Below are 20,913 nucleotides of genomic sequence, written 5' to 3'. Positions count from 1 at the left end.
CCCATGTCGATGCTCAGCTGGCTCGATCGATCGGGCGAACAACTCACCTTCTACGTACGCGCGTTGATCTGGATTCCCCGGACGCTGCGCCGCTATCTGCGCGAGGTCCAGCGGCTGCTGGCCGAAGTGGCGTTCGGCAGCGGCGGTCTCGGCGTCGTCGGCGGCACCATCGGCGTGATGATCGCGATGACCCTCTTCACCGGCACGGTCGTCGGCCTCCAGGGCTACGCCGCCCTCAACCAGATCGGCACCTCCGCCTTCACCGGCTTCATCTCCGCCTACTTCAACACCCGTGAGATCGCCCCGCTCGTCGCCGGACTCGCGCTCTCCGCGACCGTCGGCGCGGGCTTCACCGCCCAGCTCGGCGCGATGCGGATCAACGAGGAGGTCGACGCCCTGGAGGCGATGGGCGTGCGGTCCATGCCGTACCTCGTCACCACCCGGATCATCGCCGGAGTCGTCGCGATCATCCCGCTCTACGCGATCGGGCTGCTCTCCTCGTACCTCGCGTCCCGCGCCATCACGGTCCTGTTCAACGGACAGTCCGCGGGCACCTACGACCACTACTTCAATCTCTTCCTCTCCCCGGACGACGTGCTGCTGTCGGTGCTCAAGGTGCTGATCTTCAGCGTGATGGTGATCCTCGCCCACTGCTACTACGGCTTCCACGCCACGGGCGGGCCCGCCGGGGTGGGGGTGGCCGTCGGCCGGTCGGTGCGCAACGCCATCGTGCTCATCAGCGTCACCGACTTCTTCCTCTCGCTCGCCATCTGGGGCGCCACGACGACGGTGAAGGTGGCCGGCTGATGCACGCACACCGGACGCAGACCGTCCGCCGCAGACTCGCCGGAGTCACCTTTCTCCTCGTGCCCGCCGTCCTCGTCTGGGTCTCGGTCTCGGTGTACAACAAGGACTTCACCGACGACGCCACCGTGACCGTACGCACCGGCAGTGTCGGCAACGAGATGCACGACAACGCGGATGTGAAGCTGCGCGGCGTCGTCGTCGGGCAGGTCCGCTCGATCTCGGCCGACGGGGCCGGGGCCCGGCTCACCCTCGCCATCGAGCCCGGCAAGCTCGACCGCATCCCGGCCGATGTGACCGCCCAGATGCTGCCCACCACACTCTTCGGGGAACGGTTCGTGGCACTCGTACCGCCCGAGGCGCCGTCCACGCAGCCCCTGCGGGCCGGGGCCGTCATCCCGCAGGACCGCTCCAGCAACGCCATCGAGCTGGAGGAGGTCCTCGACAACGTCCTGCCGCTGCTGACCGCCGTCAAGCCGGAGAAGCTCGCCGCGACCCTCGGCGCGGTCTCCCAGGCGCTCGAAGGGCGCGGCGAGAAACTCGGCGACACCCTCCTCACGCTCGACGCCCACCTGAAGAAGTTCAACCCCCAACTGCCCACGCTCAACGCCGACATCAAGGAACTCGTCAAGGTGAGCAAGGTGTACGGGGACGCGGCCCCCGATGTCCTCGACGCGCTCACCGACTTCACCACCACCAGCGGCACCATCGCCGAACAGCAGGCGGAACTCGCCGACCTGTACGGGTCCACGACCGCCTCCGCGCAGGACATCACCTCGTTCCTCCAGGAGAACAAGGACAACCTGATCCGGCTCTCGGCCACGGGCCGGCCCACCCTGGAACTGCTGGCACGGTACGCGGACGAATTCCCCTGCAGCCTGCGGACCATGGCCGGATTCGTCCCGGCCATGGACAAGGCGCTCGGCAAGGGCACCGACCGGCCGGGACTCCACGTCACCGTCAAGAGCGTGAAGTCCAAGGGCAAGTACGTACCCGGCAAGGACACCCCGGTGTACGACGCGACCGGTGGACCGCACTGCTACTCCGTGCCCTACGTCGGCCGGACCGTACCGACCGCGGACGCCCGTACGGCCGAGGCCGCCACCCCGGCGGGCACCCCGCACGCCGGCGAACCGGCCGGCACCGCGCCCTCGGACCGGGACTCCGCCCTCGGCATGCCCAATTCCCCGCAGGAGAGCCGACTCGTCAACGAGCTGGTCGCTCCCTCACTGAAAGTCCAGCCGCAGACCCTGCCCGACTGGAGCAGCGTGCTCATCGGTCCGGCCTTCCGCGGTGCGGAGGTGAAGCTCAAGTGAAGCGCCGCTCTCTCGCCGGGCCGCTCGCGAAATCGATCGTCTTCATCCTGGTGACCGTTCTGGCCACCACGGTCCTCGCCCTGTCCATCGCCAATACGGGGGTCGGTGACACCACCACGTACAGGGCGAGGTTCACCGACGTCACCGGACTCGTCGTCGGCGACAGCGTCCGGATCGCCGGGGTGAAGGTCGGGCAGGTCGAGTCCATCGAGGTGGCCGACAAGCGGCTCGCCGAGGTCGGCTTCGCCGTTCGCAAGGGACGCAGGCTCCCCGCCTCCGTGACCGCCTCGATCAAGTACCTCAACATGGTCGGCCAGCGGTACATCGACCTCGACCAGGGCGCCGGGCCGGTCGGCCGCAGCTTCGCCGCCGGAGCGACCATTCCGCTCTCCCGCACCACCCCGGCGCTCGATCTCACCCAGCTCTTCAACGGCTTCCAGCCGCTCTTCGAAGGGCTCTCCCCACCGGACGTCAACCAGCTCGCGGGCTCCATCGTCCAGGTGCTCCAGGGCGAGGGCGGCACCGTCGACAGCATCCTCCAGCACGTCGGCTCGCTGACCGGCACGGTCGCCGCCAAGGACAAGGTGATCGGTGAGGTGATCAAGAACCTCAACACGGTCCTGAAGACCGTCAACGACCGCGAGGCCGGCTTCGACGACCTCGTCGTCACACTCCAGAAACTCGTCACCGGCTTCGCCGGCGACCGCAAACCGCTCGGCCAGGCCGTCACCGCGATGGGCGCGCTCACCACCGTCACCGCGGACCTCCTCGACGACGGACGGAAGCCGCTCAAGGACGACATCAGGCAACTCGGCCGGCTCTCCGACCAGTTGGACAAGGGGAAACCGCAGATCGAGAACTTCCTGCGGAAGACCCCCGCCAAGATGGAAGCGATCGGCCGCCTCGCCTCGTACGGCTCGTGGCTCAACCTCTACCTCTGCGAGGCCAAGGTCAGCGGCGTGACGACCGAGGACGGCAGCGCCCCGCCCACCGGCGTCGCGATCACCCAGCCGAGGTGCCAGGCATGAGAATCACACCACTGCGGGAACGCAATCCCGTCGCCGTGGCCGTCGTCGGACTGCTCGTCCTGGCCCTCGTCGGCCTGGCCGCCTACCGCGCCGACTCGCTGCCCTTCATCGGCGGCGGCACGACCTACCGCGCCGACTTCACCGAATCCGCCGGGCTCGACGAGGGCGACGAGGTACGGGTCGCCGGAGTGAAGGTCGGCAAAGTCACCGGCGTCTCGCTGGACGGCTCCAAGGTGAAGGTCAGCTTCGAGGTGAAGGACGTCTGGATCGGCAACTCCTCCACCGTGGGGATCGCCATCAAGACCCTGCTGGGCGAGAAGTACCTCGCCGTCGACCCGCTGGGCGACGCGCCGCAGGATCCGGACGAACGCATCACGGTGAGCCGCACCACCTCCCCGTACGACGTCACCCAGGCGTTCAACGGACTCGGCGAGACCATCGGGGAGATCGACACCCAACAGCTCGCCAAGAGCTTCGAGACGATCTCCGCCACCTTCAAGGACTCCCCGCCGGACGTGAAGAGCGCCGCCGACGGCCTCTCCGCCCTTTCGAGGACGGTCTCCGAACGCGACGCCCAGCTCGCCACCCTCCTCAAGGGCAGCAAGCAGCTCACCAAGACGCTCGCCGACAAGAAGAGCAGCTTCGAAACCCTGCTGGAGGACGGCAATCTGCTCCTCGGCGAGATCCAGGCGCGCCGCGACTCCATCCACCTGCTGCTCACCGGAACCCGGAACCTGGGAACCCAGCTCACCGGCCTCGTCGAGGACAACGACAAGCAGCTGAAGCCGACCCTGGACTCGCTCGGCCGGGTCACCGCGGTCCTGGTGAAGAACCGCAAGAGCCTCGACAAGGTGCTGTCCCTCGCCGGTTCGTACAACCGGCTCGTCGGCAACACCCTCGGCAGCGGCCGGTGGTTCGACAACTACGTCTGCGGCGTCGTCCCGAAGAACTACCTGCCCGCCGGCACACCTCCGGCGACCGGATGCATGCCACCCCAGCAGCAAGGCGGCCGCTGACATGAGACTCACGCGCATCGTCGGCATCGGCGCCGGACTCGCCGTCGTGGCCGTCGCGGCCACCACCGGTGTGATGGCCATGGACGACGAGGGAACCACGACCATCACCGCCTACTTCGACCAGGCCACCGGTGTGTACGCCGGTTCGGACCTGCGGATCCTCGGCGTCAGGGTCGGCCGGGTCGAATCGGTCACGCCGCGCGGCGACGAGGTCAGGGTCACCCTGCGGGTCGACAAGGGCGTCAAGGTCCCCAAGGAGGCGCACGCCGTGGTCGTCGCCCCCAGCCTCGTCGCCGACCGCTACGTCCAGCTCGCCCCCGCGTACAACGGCGGACCGCAGATCGCGGACAACGCCGTACTGCCGGCCGCGAACAACGCCACACCCGTGGAGGTCGACCAGCTGTACGAGTCCATCACCAAGCTCTCCACGGCCCTCGGCCCCGACGGGGCCAACGCGGACGGTGCGCTTTCCGGTCTCCTCGACACCGGTGCCAAGAACCTCGACGGCAACGGAAAAGCCATCGGAAACTCCATCGAACAGTTCGGCAAGGCGACCAAGACCCTCGACAGGAGCAGCGGAAACCTCTTCGACACGCTGTCCTACCTCCAGACCTTCACCACCATGCTGAAGGACAACGACGGCAATGTGCGCGCCGCGGAACAGCAGCTCAACTCCGTCACCGGGTTCCTCGCCGACGACAAGGAGAACCTCAGCGCGGCGCTGAAGGAACTGGGCACCGCCCTGGCCCAGGTCAAGAGCTTCATCCAGAAGAACCGCGGCGCCCTGAAGGCGAACGTGGACGCCCTGGTGCCGCTCACCCAGACCCTGGTCGACCAGCGCGCCTCGCTCGCCGAGTCGATGGACACGCTGCCGCTCGCCGCGGACAACGTGGTCAACGCCTACGACCCGGTGAACCGCACACTCAACGGCCGTACGAACCTCAATGAGCTCTCCATGGGCGGACCGCTCACCGAGGGGCCGGCCCCCGGGCTCGCGGGCCTGGCACCGGTGGACGGCACGCGGCAGAAGGCGCTGCCGGCCCTGCCGCTCCCGCCCGTCGGCACCGTCTACGGCACCCCGGCGAAGACCGCCACGGACAAGAAGGGGGCGCATCGATGAGCCCGGCCCTGCGCAGACCCGGAGCCCGCACCACCGGCGTCGTCGCGGTGCTCGCGGTGGGTGTCGGCCTGGCCCTGGTCGCCACCGGTTCCGGCCTGCCGTCGTTCACCGGCATCGACCAGATACCACTGCCCGGTGGCGCCGACCTCGGCGACCACCCGTACGAGATCACCGCGGAATTCACGGACGTGCTCAGCCTGGCCCCGCAGTCCTCGGTGAAGGTCAACGACGTCGCCGTCGGCCGCGTCACCAGGATCTCGCTGAGTCCGGGCGGCTGGAACGCCAAGGTCACCATGCAGGTCAACGGCAAGGTCGAACTGCCCGAGAACGCCTACGCCCACCTCGAACAGTCCAGCCTCCTCGGCGAGAAGTACATCCAGCTCTCACCGCCGGCGACCGGCACGGCCAGGGGCAGGCTCGCCGACGGGGACCGGATCCCGCTGAACCGGACCAACCGCAACCCCGAGGTCGAAGAGGTCTTCGGTGCCCTGTCGATGCTCCTCAACGGCGGTGGCGTCAACCAGCTCAAGACCATCACCACCGAGCTCAACAAGGCGCTCGCCGGACAGGAACCCCAGGTCCGCTCCATGCTGAACCGGGTCGACACCCTGGTCACGAACCTGGACGGCCACAAGGGAGACATCACCGACGCGCTCGACGGCGTCAACCGGCTCTCCGCCACCCTCGCCACCCGCAAACAGGACGTCGGAACGGTCCTCACCGGGCTCAGCCCCGGCCTGAAGGTCCTGGAGAAGCAGCGCGGTTCGCTCCTCACCATGCTCCGCTCGCTCGACACCCTCTCCACCGTCGCCGTCGACACGATCAACAGGAGCAAGGCCGACATGGTCGCCGACCTCAAGGCCATCGCCCCCAGCCTCAAGGCGCTCGCCGACTCCGGCAGCGACCTGCCGGACTCCCTCCAGGTGCTGCTCACCTACCCGTTCACGGACGAGGTGCTGCGCGGGGTCAAGGGCGACTACCTCAACGTCTACCTGGATGTGACGGCCATGCCCGGCACACAGATCATTCCGGCGCTCGACCCGGACGCCACTCCGCCCCCCGCGAGCGCTACGAGCAAGAACTCCGCCCCGGAGCTGCCGCTGCCGCTTCCCTCGGTACCGACGGCGGACACGAAGGGGGGCAGCCGGTGATCACCCTCGCCATCCGGCTGAAGAACATCACCTTCCTGATCATCGCGGTGCTCGTCCTCGGCTATCTCGGAGTGCGGTACGCCGACCTCGGCCACTACCTCGGCATGCGCGGCTACTACACCGTCACGGTCCAGCTCCCGCGGACCGGGGGGCTGTACACCCACTCCGACGTCACCTACCGAGGGGTCTCCGTGGGCCGGGTCGGGCCGATCGAGCTCACCGACGACGGGGTCGAGGCCGAACTGCGCATCGAGAAGGACGCCCCGAGGATCCCGGACAGCCTCAAGGCCGTCGTCGCCAACCTCTCGGCGGTCGGCGAGCAGTACGTCGACCTGCGGCCCACCCGTACCGACGGCCCGTACCTGGCGAACGGCTCCGTGATCGACCAGTCCGACACCACCGTTCCCGCCCCCGTCACCAACGTCCTCACCAGCGTCAACGACCTGGCGAGCTCCGTCGATCTGGAATCCCTGCGCACGGTCGTCGACGAGTTCGGCACCGCTTTCGAAGGGCGCGGCGACGATCTCCAGGTCCTCCTGGACACCGGGAGCGACTTCGTACAGGCGGCCGACGACGCGCTGCCCGTCAACACCCGGCTGATGGCCGACGGCGAGACCGTGCTGCGCACCCAGGCCGAACAGGGCGAGGCGCTCAAGGGCTTCGCCTCCGGGGCCGAGCAACTGGCCGCCGAACTCAAGGGATCCGACGCCGACCTGCGCAGGCTGATCGCGGTCACACCCGACGCCACCGGCCAGATCAGCGGACTGCTGCGGGACCTCGACCCGAGCTTCGGCGTCGTCGTCGCCAACCTCCTCACCACCTCCGAGGTCGCCGTCACCCGCCAGCGCGGACTGGAGGAACTCCTGGTGAGACTGCCCGCCGTGGCGGCCGCGGGATCGAGCGCGGTGGACGAGAACGGCGCCCGGTTCGGCATGTCGGTCACCTTCTTCGAACCCCTGCCCTGCACCGCCGGATACGGCTCCACGGTGTACCGCAACGGTCTCGACACCTCGGCCGGGTCGCCCGCCAACACCAAGGCCCGCTGCACCTCCTCGCCCGGCACCGGCATCAACGTCCGGGGCAGCGCCAACGCGCCGAAGGGCGGCGCCGTGCCCGAGCCCGCCAAGCCCGGATCGATGCTCCTCGGACACGGCTCGGCGGACCGGCTCCCGGGCGCGCTCGGCGTCACCGGGGACACCGCTCCGGCGGCCGGCGGCATGGCCGGCCTGCTGGGACTCGGACAGGGAGGCGGCGCATGACGTCCCGTACGAAGACCCTGAGCGGCTGGGCGGCGCTGCTCGCCGCCGCGGTGATCTGCGCACTCGGCGGCTGGTCGTACGCCGACGCGCGCGGCGACGAGGACCTGGCGTACGCGAAGAACCGGGATGCCGCGCTGGCCGACGGAAAGCGCCACCTCGCCCGGCTGAACAGCCTCGACGGCAAGGACGCCCGGAGCGTCGACGCGGGCCTCGGGGCCTGGCTCGATTCCTCGACCGGGCCGCTGCACGACCAGTTGCGGCGCACCCGGCGCAAGGACGCGGGCGAACTGGCGAAATCCGGTTCCACCGCACGCGGCAAGGTCACCGACGCGGCGCTCACCGCACTCGACGAGCGCACCGGTACGGCGGAGCTCATCGCGACCGTCGACGTCGACGTCACCCCGCGCACCGGAAAGGGCGGCACCGAACGCAAACGCTTCGAGGCCACGCTCGCCCGGACCGCGGACGGCTGGAAGATCAAGGCGCTCACGGCGATCGGGGTCGGGGGCGGCGCATGAAGGAGCGGGGAGGAACGGCGGTCGTGAGTACGGACGTGGACACGGAGGCCGCCGAGGACACGGCGGAGCTCGGCGCCGCCGCGGGCGAGGACGGCGCGGACCTGCCCGAGTCCGGTCGCCGGTGGCCCCGCGTCGTGGCGGCGGCCTTGGCCGTGGCGCTTCTCGCGGCCGGCGGCGGACTCTTCGCCGCGGGCAGGCAGGTGCGCGACACCCCCGCCGCCTCGAACCGGGCGCTGACCGACAGCGCGGCGACCACCCGGGTCGCCGGCGACGTCAGCAACGCGCTCGGCAAGGTCTTCTCCTACAGTCCGCAGGCCACCGGTGTCACCAAGGAGGCGGCGAAGCAACTCCTGGCCGGTCGGGCGCTCCAGCAGTACGCGGCTCTGTTCGGCCAGGTCGAGAAGCAGGCCGCCGACCAGAAGCTGACACTCACCACCCATGTCGTACGCGCCGGAGTGACCCGGCTGACGGAAGACAGCGCCCACCTTCTCGTCTTCCTCGACCAGGTCTACGAACGCGAAGGCAGGCCGGCCACCACGGCGGCGGCGCAGCTCTCCGTCACGGCCGAACTGCGGGACGGCCACTGGACCGTCGTCGAGATCACCTCCAGATAGCAGAGCCCACACTCGTCCAGTTCAGTACGGATCGGCCGCAGGGAGAGAGACAGCAATGGCACGGGTACGGATGACGAGGAATCCGCTGATGGCGGTGGCGGTCGTGCTGACGCTCGCGGCAGCCGTCGCGGCCGGCTGGGGCGGAGTGTCCCGGTACGACGCCGGGCACGACGCGTCGGCGGCGTACGCGCAGGCCCGCGACGACGCGCTGGCCGCCGGCGAGCAGGCCGTGCAGAACATGAACACCCTGGACCACCGAAAGCTGGAGAAGGGCCTCGACAGCTGGGAGGACTCCACCACCGGTGATCTGCACAAGCAACTCGTCGACGGGCGCGACGCGTTCGTGAAGCAGATCCAGCAGGCGAAGACCGTCAGCACGGCCCAGGTCCTGTCCGGGGCGGTGACCGAACTCGACGACCGGGCCGGCAAGGCCGGCGTCATGGTGGCGCTGCGGGTCACCGTGACCGCGCCGAAGGGGAAGCCCGCGGTGAAGGAGAGCCGGATGCTCGGGCAGCTCACCCGTACCTCCGAGGGGTGGAAGCTCAACGCCCTCGGCCAGGCACCCGTCGGCAACACGGCCGGCTGACGCCTCCGACTGCCACCCCGCCACCCGAGAGGACCCCGGACATGTCGACGACCCGCCACCTCGTCAACCGTCAGCGCCGTCTGGCCACCGCCGCCGCGGAACGCGCCACCACGACCGCGCCGCCGCGCAAGCCCGAGCCCCCGGGCCCCTCGCACGACGGGCCCGGGGGGACCGCGGCCGCTCGGGACACCACCGCCGACGCGGTCACCGACGACACCGGCCCGGGGGAGGACCGGGAGGGGGAGCAGGAGGAGGCGGAAGGGCGACGCGAGCCGTGGCGCCGCCTGGGTGTCCGGCTGCCCGCCGTCCTCTGCGCCCTCACCGTGCTCCTCGGCGCCTTCGCCGCCTGGGCGTTCGGTTCGGCCGCGAGCCTGCGCGACGACCCGGCCCGGCAGAACACGGCCCTGACCGACATCAGCCGTACCAGCGAGGTGAAGGGGCAGATCTCCGAGGCGGTGGGCGCGGTGTTCTCCTACACCTACGCCTCACCGGCCAAGTCCGAGCGGGCGGCGAAGAGTTACCTGGTCGGCAAGGCCGTCCAGCAGCACGAGGACATGCTCGCCCAGGTACGCGCCCAGGGGCAGAAGCAGAAGCTCGTGCTGACCACGACCGTCACGGACAGCGGTGTGGAACTCCTCGACGGCGACCGGGCCCGGCTGCTGATCTTCGCCGACCAGAGCAACACCCGTACCGGCACGTCCGACGAGACGACCTACGCGGCGGCCATGTTCGCCGTGGACGCCGTTCGCCGCGGTGACACCTGGCGGATCTCCGGCATCGATACGTTCGCCCGGTGACCCGGGGAGAGAGGGGAGCACGCATGAGGTTCAACGGCACCATGCGCCGTGGGCTCGGCGGCACGGCAGCCGCGGTCGCCGCGATGGCCGCGCTCACCGCGTCCCAGGCACCGGGACTCGTCCACCGGGAACAGACCGCGAAGGAGCGCCACGAGGCCGACGAGGTCAGGTGGACCCACGTGGCCAACGACGACTCCTACCACACCGAACTGCCGCCGCTGCAGTCGCCGGAGCCGCCGAGGGCCGGCGTGAAGCAGAGCCCGGCCGTCGCCCGCTCCTGGGCCGAGGCGGGCATTCCGGCCACGGTGCTCGCCGCCTACCGCAAGGCGGAGACAGCACTGGGACGCACCGACCCCGGCTGCCGGCTGCCGTGGCAACTGCTCGCCGCGATCGGCAAGGTCGAGTCCGGCCAGGCCGGCGGGGGACGGGTCGACGCCCACGGCACCACGCTCAGCCCGATCCTCGGACCGGTGCTCAACGGTGACGGTTTCGCCACCGTCCGCGACACCGACGGGGGCGTGTACGACGGTGACCGGACATACGACCGGGCGGTCGGCCCGATGCAGTTCATCCCGTCCACCTGGGCCCACTGGGGCAAGGACGGCAACGGCGACGGCCGCCGCGATCCCGGCAACATCTACGACGCCGCCCTGGCCGCCGGGTACTACCTCTGTGCCGGACCGCGCGATCTGTCGGTGAAGGCCGATCTGGACCGCGCGATCCTCAGCTACAACCACTCGGACACCTATCTGCGCACGGTGCTGTCCTGGCTGGAGTTCTACCGCAAGGGCAGTCACCCGGTGGCCGACGGCAAGGGCACCGTCCCGAAGAGCCCGGGGGCGGGCGGGCCGAACAAGCCGACGCACCCGGTGGGCGGTCCCGGCGCTCCGGGCGGCGGCATCATCGTGGGCCCGCAGCCCGGCGGTTCGCACAGCCCCTCGCCCTCCGCCTCCCCGGATCCGTCCGGCTCACCGACCGGCTCCCCGGATCCGACCGGCTCTCCGGACCCCACCGATCCGGGCACCGGCTCCCCCGATCCGACCGGCAGCGGCCCGGCCACCCCGGACCCCGGCACGAGCCCCGATCCCGGCACCTCGGAGCCCGCCCCGGGCTGTCCGACGGACACGCCGTCACCGGATCCGACCGAATCGACCGGGACCACCGAGCCCCCGTCGCCCGAACCGGGCACGACCGAGGAGCCGTGCCCCACGCCCTCGGACTCAGCGCCCGCCGGCTGACAGCACCTCGGCCAGGTCGTACCGCACCACCTCTTCCAGCTGCGCGTACGTGCAGCTGTCCGGGGTGCGGTCCGGCCGCCACCGGCGGAACTGGGCGGTGTGCCGGAACCGGTCGCCCTCCATGTGGTCGTACGCCACCTCGCAGACCCGTTCCGGACGCAGCGCCACCCACGACTGGTCCTTCTTCCCGGACCAGCGGCTCGGCGTCCCGGGCAGCCGGGCGTGTTCGTGCGCCTCGGCGTCCGCCCACGCCGCCCACGGATGGCCGGCGAAGCCGATGCGCAGCGGCTCCAGCTCCGCGGCCAGCTCCTGGCGCCGTCTCATCGGGAAGGCCGCACAGACCCCCACGTGCTGCAGGACGCCCGCGGAGTCGTACAGGCCGAGCAGCAGCGAGCCGACGACCGGGCCGCTCTTGTGGGGGCGATACCCCGCCACCACGCAGTCGGCGGTCCGCTCGTGCTTGATCTTGTACATCACCCGGGTGTCGGGGCGGTACGGCAGATCGAGCGGCTTGGCGACCACCCCGTCGAGCCCCGCGCCCTCGTAGTGGTCGAACCACTGCTGGGCGAGCGCCGGGTCGGTGGTCGCCGGTGCGAGGTGGACGGGGGGCGAGGCGCCGGACAGAGCCGCCTCCAGTACCGCACGCCGGTCGGACTGCCGGAGGGAGAGCAGCGAATCGTCGCCCACCGCCAGGATGTCGAAGGCGACCAGACTGGCCGGGGTCCGCTCGGCGAGCAGCCGCACCCGGGAATCGGCGGGGTGGATGCGCTCGCTGAGCCGGTCGAAGTCGAGCCTGCCGTCGTGGGCGACGACGACCTCACCGTCGATCACACAGCGCGGCGGCAGATTGCCGCGGACGGCGGTGACCAGCTCGGGGAAGTAGCGGGTGAGCGGCTTCCCGGTGCGGCTGCCGATCACCACCTCGTCGCCGTCGCGGTGCACGATCGCGCGGAAGCCGTCCCACTTGGCCTCGTACTGCATACCGGGCGGGATCTTGGAGACGGACTTGGCGAGCATCGGCTTCACAGGCGGCATCACCGGCAGATCCATGGCCATGATTGTCGCCCATGGGTGAACATAAGTCTCCCGATATGCGGCATATGTGAACCCGGCCTACCGTGACCGTCATGGGTGCAGCGGGAACAGCGGTGGAGCTGGAAGCCGACGGACGGCCCGTACGGCTGTCCAGTCCGGACAAGGTCTATTTTCCGGAGAAGGGCTACACGAAGAGGGACGTGGCCGAGTACTTCCTGGCCGTGGGCCCCGGCATCACACGCGCCCTGCGCGACCGGCCGACCACCCTCCAGCGCTTCGTGGACGGTGTCGACGGAGAGTCCTTCTACCAGAAGCGGGCCCCGAAGAACCTTCCCGACTGGATCCCCACCGCCCGGATCGACTTCCCCAGCGGCCGTTCCGCCGACGAGATCTGCCCCACCGAGCTCGCCGCCGTCATCTGGGCGGCCAACCTCGGCACGCTCACCTTCCACCCCTGGCCGGTCCGCGCCGGCGACACCGACCACCCGGACGAACTGCGCATCGACCTCGACCCGCAGCCGGGAACGGACTACGCCGACGCGGTGCGGGCCGCCCATGAGCTGCGGTCCGTCCTCGACGACCACGGCCTGCGCGGCTGGCCCAAGACCTCCGGCGGCCGGGGCATCCACGTCTTCGTCCCCATCGAGCCGCGGTGGACCTTCACCGGGGTCCGCCGCGCCGCCATCGCCGCCGGGCGCGAACTGGAACGCCGGATGCCGGACCGGGTGACCACCGCCTGGTGGAAGGAGGAGCGCGGCGAGCGGATCTTCGTCGACTACAACCAGACCGCCCGGGACCGCACGATCGCCTCCGCCTACTCCGTACGCCCCTTCCCGCACGCCCCGGTCTCGGCCCCGCTGCGCTGGGAGGAGATCGACGACGCCGAACCGCGCGACTTCGACATCAGGACGATGCCGAAGCGCTGTGCCGAGGCCGGCGACGTCCACGCGGACATGGACGAGCACGCCTTCCGGCTCGACGGGCTGCTGGAACTGGCCGACCGGGACGAGCGGGAGCACGGGCTCGGCGACCTGCCGTACCCGCCGGAGTACCCGAAGATGCCGGGCGAGCCCAAGCGGGTCCAGCCCAGCCGGGCCCGGCACGCCGAGGACGGCGATGCATGAGCGCACCGGACCTGGAGCCCGTCACCCCCCGCGGGAAACATGGCCGGCCCCCGGCCCGCGGTGACCGATGGGCGGCGTTCAAGGCCTCCCCGTATCTGCCAGCCGTCGTACTCCTGTTCATCATCGCGGCCGCGGCCGGGCTCTTCGCGGGCTCCTACACGTACGCGATGGCCAACCCGACCCCGCGCAACATCCCGGCCGCCGTGGTCGGCCACCTCGGCACGGCGGGCGACAAGGTCTTCCTCGACCGGCTGGAGGGTGCGCTCGACACCTCGCTGGTGCTGCACGAGTACGCCACCGAAGCCGGGGCCCGCATCGCGCTGGAGGAGCAGAAGGTCTTCGCCGTCCTGCGGCCCGAGAACGGCGGAGTCGGCCTGGACGTCGCGAGCGCGTCGGGGGCCACGGTCGCCCAGTTGCTCGCCGAGTCCACGCTGAAGGTGGGGGAGGCGGCCCACGTGCCGGTGAAGGTCACGGACGTGAAGCCCCTGCAGCGGGGCGACCCGCGCGGCCTCGCCCTCTTCTACATCTCGCTCGCCGCGGTGATCGTCGGGTTCATCGGCGCGATCCAGCTGAGCGTGCACGCCAAGGCGCTGGAACCCCTGGAGCGGGTCGGGTTCACCGTCGCCTACTCCCTGCTCGGCGGGTTCGCGATCGCCGCCGTGGTGGACTGGCTGCTCGGCTCCGTCGACCTGCCGTTCGTCCAGTCGTGGTTGATCCTCGCCTTCACCATGTTCACCACGGGCATGGTCTTCACCATGTTCAACACCCTGATCGGGCGCTGGGCGATGATCCCCACCTGGGGGCTGATGGTGATGCTCGGAAACCCGTCCTCCGGTGGGGCGGTGTCCTGGCCGCTGCTGCCGTCGGTGCTCGGCTTCATCGGCCGCTGGCTCCCGCCGGGCGCCTCGGTCAACGCCCAGCACGCCGCCGTCTACTACCCGGGGCACCAGCGGGTCTTCCCGTACCTCGTCCTCGCCGGCTGGGCGCTGGTCTCCTGCGCGGTGTTCTGGGTGTGGCGCCACCGGCACCCCGGTGGCCGTGACCACATGCCCCTGCATGCGGCCACGGCCACCTGACGCAGGTCCGGGCTACAGCTCCTTGATCCGGATGTCGCGGTACGAGACCACGTCGGCGGTGCTGTGGACCTGGAGCCCGATGTAACCGGAGGCGTACCGCCGGCCGTCGGTGCCCGGGTCGTCGCCCCGCGGCGGCTCGAAGACCTGGCCGCCGTTGTTGTCGAACTCGTTCAGCAGGACGCCGTTGCGGTAGACCGAGTAGTGCTGGTCCACCACCCGGATCTCGTAGTCGTTCCAGGTGCCCTTGGGAGTGACTCCGGCGCCGGCCAGACCGATCCGGTCGAAGCCGTAGACGGAGCCGGTCTTGTACATGTCGCCGTCCGGGCGGTCGAGGATCTGCACCTCGTGCCCGTACTTGATGGCGACCCACTCCGGTCGTGACTCCTCGGGGTTGTCGTGGACGTTCGGGAAGCGCACGAACACCCCGCTGTTGGCGTTGCCCGTGCCGGGGGCGTCGTCGCGCCACTGGAGCTTCAGCGAGAAGTCGCCGTACTGCCGGCCCGGGAACCAGAGCATGCCCATGCCGTCCACCGCGGTGGAGCTGGTGATGGTGCCGTCGGCGTTGAGCCCGAACCTGCCGCCGCCCACCTGCTGCCACTTGGCGAAGGACGCCGCCGTGCCGTCGAAGAGCTTCTTGTAGCCCTCGTCCTGGCCCGGCCCGCCGATCCCCGACTGCTTGGCCGCCCGGTAGATCTGCTTGTGCTCGCGGGCGTCGATCACACCGGCGGTGAGCAGCTTGTCGAGGACGCCGTCCACGTGCTTGAGGAACAGGGCGTGCGACGACCAGTCCTTCTCGTCCTCGATGAGCTCATTGATGGTGCAGCGGTTGCCGGTGATGCGGTTGGGAACCCCGGTGTCGACCGTGCCGACGATGACGGTGAGCCGCTCGTCGAACTCCGGGCAGTTCGGCGCCGGTACGCCGCCGCTCGCGGCGACGGTGAACGACACCTGCTTCGCCAGGGAGGTGTTGCCGGCCTTGTCCGTCGCCCGGTGGGCGACGGTGTGATAGCCGACGCGGTCGACGACGACGGTGGTGGTGTACGCGAGGTACGGGCCGCCGTCGAGCGAGTACTCGATCCTGTCCACGCCGGACTCGGTGTCGGTCGCCGTGATGGTCACCTTGGCGCTGGTGAGGTAGGCGTTGTCGGAGTTCTTGTCGCCCTCGACCCTCGCCGAGGTCTCCGGCGGCGTCCTGTCCTGCGTCGGCGGTGCGACGACGGTGAAGCCGACCGACTTCTCGGCTGCCGCGTTGCCCGCCCTGTCGGTGGCCCGGTAGCGGACCGTGTGGGTGCCGGTCTCGTGCACCATCACGGGCCCGGTGTACGGCTGCCAGGCGCCGTCCGCCCCGACCGCGTACTCGATGGTGTTGACGCCGGACCCGGTGTCGGAGGCGGTCACGGTGACCGTCGCCATCCCCAGGTACCGCCCCTGGCCGTCCTTCTCACCGGACACCGTCGCCGAGGTCTCCGGCGGTGTCGTGTCGTCCGTCGGCGGTGCGGCGACCGCGAAGCCGACGGATTTCTCGGCCGCCGTGTTGCCCGCCTTGTCGGTGGCGCGGTAGCGGATCGTGTGCGCGCCGACCTCGTTCACCACGATCGGGGTGGTGTACGGCTGCCAGGCGCCGTCCGCCCCGACCGCGTACTCGACGGTGTCGACACCCGAGGCGTCGTCGGTCGCCGAGACGGTGACCACCGCCTGGCCGATGTACGCGCCGTCGGCGTTCTTGTCGCCGTCGACCTTCGCCGAGGTCTCGGGCGCGGTGGTGTCCGTACCGCCGCCGTCCGTCACGGTCAGGATGCCCTGCATCGCCTCGTGCCCCGGCATGGTGCAGTGGTAGAAGTACCGGCCGGGGGAGAGCGTGACCTCGGCGGTGTGCCTGCCGCCCTGGTCGTCGGCCGGGTTGGCCAGGATGTTCAGCGTGACGTCGTTGTTGAACTCCGGGTCGGAGACGCTGAAGGTCAGGGTGTGCGGCATCCCCGTGGTGTTGCCGGTCGCCGCGCTGTTCTCGAAGACGATGGTCGCCTTCCCCGCCACCGCGGTCTTCGGAGCGGAGAGATAGTGGTCGATGGGGTCGCCCGCCGTCCAGGTGAGGACCTGGCCGGCCGCCGCGGCGGCCGGAGCCGCCGTACGGCCGTACGCCGCCGTCGAGGTCAGCCCCAGCACCATCAGGAACGAACCCAGCAGCGCGAGCCACAACCGGACGGGCCGGTACCGCTGCCGCGAGAAGATCGAACGGTGTCTCACCGCACTGCCGCCTTCCTGGCCAGGTCCTCGGCGGCCGGGGTCGGACCGCCGCCCTTGTACGTCACACGCCACAGCGCGGACTTGGAGTCGGAGGTGAAGAAGCCGCGCCCGTAGTCCAGGACGTACAGCGAGCCGTCCGGGGCGAACTTCCAGTCCATCAGGTTGCGGATGCCGTCCGCGCCGACCGGGATGATCTTCCTCAGGGACTCGGCGTGCGTGGGCAGACCGCCCTTGCCGACCGTCTTCGGGTCGGTGAGCACGGCGTGCCGCGGCTGGGTGTCGTCGTAGAAGTCACCGACGAACCACTTGCCGTCCCAGTAGGAGGGCCACTTGTCGGCACTGGTGCTCGCCGCGTCGTACCGGTAGACCGGGCCGTTCATCGTGGCCTGACCGCCGCCCTTGAGCCACGGCAGCAGCTGCTTCTGCTCCTCCACCTTGTAGCTCGGGATGCCGTTGGCGTCGCGCGGGTAGTCCACGCCACCGCCCTGCGGGGAGTACCAGATGGTGTTGGAGGTGATGGGCGGCAGGTTCACCAGGCCGTCGTTGTTCGGCGACTCGTTCCTGGGGTGGTCGCAGTCGTACCAGCCGAGCGGCTTGCCCGGGTCGGGCAGATTGCGGTCCCGGTAGGGCTGCTTGTTGCCCATGCAGTACGGCCAGCCGTGGTTGCCCGCCTTGGTGATCGCGGCGAAGGTGTCGTACTTCGCCGGACCCCAGGTGGTGGAGGGCGAGCCCGCGTCGGGGCCGACCCAGCCCGCGTACAGGGTGTCGGTCGACTTGTCGATGGAGATGCGGGCCGGATTGCGGACCCCCATCACATAGATCTCGCCGCGGGTCCTGCCGCCGCCCTCGTCCGGCTCCTTGCCGGTGAAGAGATTGCCCTCGGGCAGTGTGTACGTGCCGTCGTCCTCGGGGTGGATCCGCAGGATCTTCCCGTTGAGGTTGTTCGTGTTGCCCGCGGTGCGCCGGGCATCGGCGAACGAGACGCCCCTGTAGTTCGGCGCCGGGTTGTTGCCGGAGTAGCCGTCGCTGAAACCGGAGGAGTTGTTGTCACCGGTCGCGATGTACAGATTGCCCTGGGAGTCCCAGGCCATTCCGCCGCCCGCGTGGCAGCAGCTGTGGACCTGGACGGGCCAGTGCAGCAGCACCTTCTCCGAGGACAGATCCAGCTTGTTCGTGGACAGGTCCAGGGTGAAGCGGGAGACCTGACGTACCGCCATCTGCTTGTCGCGGTCCAGCTTCGAGTGCGGGGTGTAGTGCAGATACACCCAGCCGTTCTTCTCGAAGTCCGGGTCCAGCTCGATGCCGAGCAGCCCCTCCTCGACCTTGATCAGCTCGTCGCCGCCGCCCTTGTTGCCGAAGATCGTCAGCTCCCCGGCGAGGGTCACCTTCTTCGTCTTCGGGTCGTAGACGTGGATCTGTCCCAGACCCTTGCCGACGTCCGGGTCGTTCCAGTCGGTGACGACCGGCCTGCTGCTGTCGGCGCCGCCGCGCCCGATGTACAGCACCCGTCCGTCCGGGGCGACGACCAGCCCGTGCGGCTCGCCGATCTGGTCGTTCAGGCCCGGCTGATTGGGCTGGGTGACGCGTTCGGCCCGGTAGTTGGCGTCGATCGTGGCCTTGCAGTCGGCCTGCGAGATCCGCGTCGTCCAGTCCAGCGCGCCGCGCAGATGGTCGCGGAAGTCGGTCTCCGCGAAGCTGTCGACCGTACCGCCCATCGCCGTGTAGAAGGACCTGCCGCCGTCGTAGTCGCGGCACCAGGAGACCGGATGGTCCCAGCCGTTGGCACTCGCGCCGGGCTTGTACGTGGTCTCCCGGACGCGGGCCACGGTGTGCACATCACCGGACGGATTCTCCGTCCAGTTCAGCCAGGTGTCGGGACGCTTCCACTCCAGCGGGAGGTTCCTGGTCGCCGGATGCTGCCGGTCCCCGACCTCGACCGTCGCACGCTGTACGCCGGTCGGGCTGCCGGCCGCCGGACGGGCCCCGACCAGACCGGTGAACCAGTCCGAGTACGGCTCGGTGCGCGCCGCGTCGTGGATGCCGAGGAAGCCGCCGCCCGCCTCCATGTACGCCTCCAGGCCGGCCTCCTGCTCGGGGTCGAGCACATCGCCGCCACCGGTCAGGAAGACGACGGCGTTGTACCTGCCGAGCTGCTTGCCGTTGGTGAAGACGGCCGGGTCGTCGGTGGCGACGGTCCTGAACCGACCGGCCTCCGGCCCGGTGAGCCCGATTTTCTCGATGGCCGCGATCCCGGCGTCGACGGTCGGGGACTCCTCGGTGGCGGAGGCGTGGAACACCAGCACCTTGACATCGGCGCCGCCGGGCGGCGACGGCAGGGACAACGTTGTCGCCACACTGCGCGGCCCCGGTTCCGGATAGGGCCTGGCGCTGGCGGCGTTGCCGCCGAGCAGGGAAGCGGTCAGTGCGCCGGCCGCCAGGGCCGCCGCGAGTCCGCGTCGCGATCTGGACCTGTGATGTGGTGTGCGCTGCATGTGGTCACCCACCCCTCTTTGGTCACTGCAACAGCGGATGAAGCTAGACCTCTTTTCGCGGCTCGCCAATAGCTATGGCAGCAATGGCACGAACTTTGTCCTGGGTGTGGATAAACGAAGATCCCCCGGCTACGGTGTGGGCCGTCCGGGGGGCACCCGCGCCTCGCCAACCCCGGCAACCTCTGAAGCCGCCGCGATCGCCGTAACCTCCGTATCTCCGCAGTCCCGCAGTCTCCGCGACCTGGCAGTTCCCGTGATCCGGGCAGTCCCCGCGATCCGGGCATGTTCGCAAAACTCCGTAAATTCCTTAGTGCAGTGGGGAGTTCATCATGGACAGAAGGAGCTTCAACCGGCGGTTCCTGGTGGGCGGCGGGGTGGCGGCCGCGACCGGCGTGACATCGTTGTCTCTCGGTACGATCGAGGCCAGCTCGGCGGAACCCCCACCCAGGACCGCCCCGGCAGGAGGCATCGTCCGCCATCTCAAGCTGTACGCGGAGAAGCTGGCCGACGGTCAGATGGGATACGGCCTGGAGAAGGGCAAGGCATCGATCCCCGGTCCCGTCATCGAGATCAATGAGGGCGACACCCTGCACATCGAGTTCGAGAACACGATGGATGTGCCGGTCAGCCTGCACCCCCACGGCGTCGACTACGACATCGCGAGCGACGGCACCCGGCTGAACAAGAGCATCGTCGAGCCGGGCGGCACCCGCACCTACACCTGGCGCACCCACCCGGCGGGCCGTCGCACGGACGGCACCTGGCAGCAGGGCAGCGCGGGCTACTGGCACTACCACGACCACGTCGTCGGTACGGACCACGGCACCGGCGGAATCCGGAAGGGCCTCTACGGCCCGTTGATCGTCCGTCGCAAGGGCGACATCCTGCCGGACAAGACGATCACGATCGTCTTCAACGACATGACGATCAACAACAAGGCGGCCCACCAGGCCCCCGACTTCCACGCCACGGTGGGGGACCGGCTCGAAGTGGTCATGATCACGCACGGCGACTACTTCCACACGTTCCACATCCACGGTCATCGCTGGGCGGACAACCGGACCGGCCTGCTGACCGGCCCGGACGATCCGAGCCGCGTCGTCGACACGAAGACCGTCGGTCCCGCGGACTCCTTCGGCTTCCAGGTCATCGCGGGTGAACACGTGGGGGCGGGCGCCTGGATGTACCACTGCCATGTGCAGAGCCATTCCGACATGGGCATGGCCGGGCTGCTGCTGGTCGCCAAGGCCGACGGCACCGTACCGGGCTACGACCCGAACGCCAAGATGACGCACGACAAGACCGCGCCGGACAAGACGGCTCCGGACAAGACCGCGCCGGACAAGACCGCGCCCGGCAAGACGGCTCCGGACAAGACCGCGCCCGGCAAGACGGCTCCGGGGGAGACGCCCTCGGGTGGGACGGCTCCGGGTGGGGCGGCTCCCGACAAGACGGCGTCGGGGAACAGCGCTCCCGGCGGTACGGCGAAGGACCC

At 70.0% G+C, this 20,913-nt stretch carries 18 protein-coding genes and 1 pseudogene; 15 read left to right on the top strand and 4 right to left on the bottom strand.

What is annotated here, in order from left to right; all coding sequences use genetic code 11:
• Positions 1 to 3 precede the first annotated feature (3 nt).
• From ACIOMQ_RS23330 to ACIOMQ_RS23275, 12 genes are all read left to right on the top strand, one after another.
• Positions 4 to 807: an ABC transporter permease gene (locus ACIOMQ_RS23330; protein WP_362196326.1), complete on the top strand. Its 804-nt coding sequence runs from the start codon at positions 4 to 6 to the stop codon at positions 805 to 807.
• A complete protein-coding gene (locus tag ACIOMQ_RS23325) occupies positions 807 to 2,120 on the top strand; it encodes an MCE family protein (RefSeq protein WP_402190158.1) in 1,314 nt (437 codons plus the stop codon). Before ACIOMQ_RS23330 ends, ACIOMQ_RS23325 begins: the two co-directional genes overlap by 1 nt.
• Positions 2,117 to 3,148 (top strand): MCE family protein, encoded by a 1,032-nt coding sequence (locus ACIOMQ_RS23320; protein ID WP_362196320.1) that lies wholly within the window; start codon positions 2,117 to 2,119, stop codon positions 3,146 to 3,148. Before ACIOMQ_RS23325 ends, ACIOMQ_RS23320 begins: the two co-directional genes overlap by 4 nt.
• Positions 3,145 to 4,164: an MCE family protein gene (locus ACIOMQ_RS23315; protein WP_401265603.1), complete on the top strand. Its 1,020-nt coding sequence runs from the start codon at positions 3,145 to 3,147 to the stop codon at positions 4,162 to 4,164. The genes ACIOMQ_RS23320 and ACIOMQ_RS23315 overlap by 4 nt, the downstream gene beginning before the upstream one ends.
• Position 4,165: 1 nt before the next feature.
• Positions 4,166 to 5,284, top strand: coding sequence for an MCE family protein (locus tag ACIOMQ_RS23310; RefSeq protein WP_362196314.1), 1,119 nt, complete (start codon positions 4,166 to 4,168; stop codon positions 5,282 to 5,284).
• Positions 5,281 to 6,435 carry an MCE family protein gene (locus ACIOMQ_RS23305; protein ID WP_402190156.1) on the top strand — a complete coding sequence of 385 codons (1,155 nt, stop codon included), beginning with the start codon at positions 5,281 to 5,283 and terminating at the stop codon, positions 6,433 to 6,435. The genes ACIOMQ_RS23310 and ACIOMQ_RS23305 overlap by 4 nt, the downstream gene beginning before the upstream one ends.
• The gene (locus ACIOMQ_RS23300; protein WP_402190153.1) at positions 6,432 to 7,694 is read left to right on the top strand and encodes an MCE family protein; all 1,263 of its coding nucleotides are present in this window, start codon (positions 6,432 to 6,434) and stop codon (positions 7,692 to 7,694) included. Before ACIOMQ_RS23305 ends, ACIOMQ_RS23300 begins: the two co-directional genes overlap by 4 nt.
• A complete protein-coding gene (locus tag ACIOMQ_RS23295) occupies positions 7,691 to 8,212 on the top strand; it encodes a hypothetical protein (protein WP_402190149.1) in 522 nt (173 codons plus the stop codon). Before ACIOMQ_RS23300 ends, ACIOMQ_RS23295 begins: the two co-directional genes overlap by 4 nt.
• Positions 8,209 to 8,826 (top strand): hypothetical protein, encoded by a 618-nt coding sequence (locus ACIOMQ_RS23290; protein WP_401756319.1) that lies wholly within the window; start codon positions 8,209 to 8,211, stop codon positions 8,824 to 8,826. Before ACIOMQ_RS23295 ends, ACIOMQ_RS23290 begins: the two co-directional genes overlap by 4 nt.
• Before the next feature lie 88 nt (positions 8,827 to 8,914).
• Positions 8,915 to 9,412, top strand: a complete 498-nt coding sequence (locus tag ACIOMQ_RS23285; protein WP_401266039.1) for a nuclear transport factor 2 family protein — start codon at positions 8,915 to 8,917, stop codon at positions 9,410 to 9,412.
• Between the two features lie 41 nt (positions 9,413 to 9,453).
• The gene (locus ACIOMQ_RS23280) at positions 9,454 to 10,209 is read left to right on the top strand and encodes a hypothetical protein (protein WP_401265588.1); all 756 of its coding nucleotides are present in this window, start codon (positions 9,454 to 9,456) and stop codon (positions 10,207 to 10,209) included.
• A gap of 23 nt (positions 10,210 to 10,232) precedes the next feature.
• A complete protein-coding gene (locus ACIOMQ_RS23275; protein ID WP_401265585.1) occupies positions 10,233 to 11,447 on the top strand; it encodes a lytic murein transglycosylase in 1,215 nt (404 codons plus the stop codon).
• On the opposite strand, the gene ACIOMQ_RS23270 is transcribed toward ACIOMQ_RS23275, so the two are convergent.
• Positions 11,430 to 12,497 (bottom strand): ATP-dependent DNA ligase, encoded by a 1,068-nt coding sequence (locus tag ACIOMQ_RS23270; protein ID WP_401987614.1) that lies wholly within the window; start codon positions 12,495 to 12,497, stop codon positions 11,430 to 11,432. The two genes, ACIOMQ_RS23275 and ACIOMQ_RS23270, sit on opposite strands and share 18 nt — an antisense overlap.
• Before the next feature lie 98 nt (positions 12,498 to 12,595).
• On the opposite strand from ACIOMQ_RS23270, the gene ligD reads away from it, so the two are divergent.
• Both ligD and ACIOMQ_RS23260 read left to right on the top strand, forming a co-directional pair.
• Positions 12,596 to 13,606, top strand: a complete 1,011-nt coding sequence (gene ligD, locus ACIOMQ_RS23265) for a non-homologous end-joining DNA ligase (RefSeq protein WP_362197111.1) — start codon at positions 12,596 to 12,598, stop codon at positions 13,604 to 13,606.
• Complete coding sequence (locus ACIOMQ_RS23260) at positions 13,603 to 14,682, top strand: ABC transporter permease (RefSeq protein WP_362196291.1); 1,080 nt, start codon at positions 13,603 to 13,605, stop codon at positions 14,680 to 14,682. Before ligD ends, ACIOMQ_RS23260 begins: the two co-directional genes overlap by 4 nt.
• A gap of 12 nt (positions 14,683 to 14,694) precedes the next feature.
• On the opposite strand, the gene ACIOMQ_RS23255 is transcribed toward ACIOMQ_RS23260, so the two are convergent.
• Both ACIOMQ_RS23255 and ACIOMQ_RS23250 read right to left on the bottom strand, forming a co-directional pair.
• The gene (locus ACIOMQ_RS23255) at positions 14,695 to 16,848 is read right to left on the bottom strand and encodes an OmpL47-type beta-barrel domain-containing protein (protein WP_401756416.1); all 2,154 of its coding nucleotides are present in this window, start codon (positions 16,846 to 16,848) and stop codon (positions 14,695 to 14,697) included.
• Between the two features lie 74 nt (positions 16,849 to 16,922).
• Positions 16,923 to 19,418, bottom strand: coding sequence for a ThuA domain-containing protein (locus ACIOMQ_RS23250; RefSeq protein ID WP_402190145.1), 2,496 nt, complete (start codon positions 19,416 to 19,418; stop codon positions 16,923 to 16,925).
• Positions 19,419 to 19,747: 329 nt separating this feature from the next.
• Here ACIOMQ_RS23250 and ACIOMQ_RS23245 point away from each other — a divergent pair.
• Positions 19,748 to 20,696: pseudogene (locus ACIOMQ_RS23245) on the top strand (multicopper oxidase domain-containing protein); the annotation flags it as partial.
• On the opposite strand, the gene ACIOMQ_RS23240 reads toward ACIOMQ_RS23245, so the two are convergent.
• Positions 20,686 to 20,763, bottom strand: coding sequence for a hypothetical protein (locus ACIOMQ_RS23240; RefSeq protein ID WP_362197108.1), 78 nt, complete (start codon positions 20,761 to 20,763; stop codon positions 20,686 to 20,688). The pseudogene ACIOMQ_RS23245 and the gene ACIOMQ_RS23240 sit on opposite strands and share 11 nt — an antisense overlap.
• Positions 20,764 to 20,913: the final 150 nt, after the last annotated feature.

It is taken from the genome of Streptomyces sp. NPDC087845 (assembly GCF_044742755.1).
GTDB lineage: Bacteria > Actinomycetota > Actinomycetes > Streptomycetales > Streptomycetaceae > Streptomyces.
This window is presented reverse-complemented; position numbering and strand designations above follow the sequence as displayed.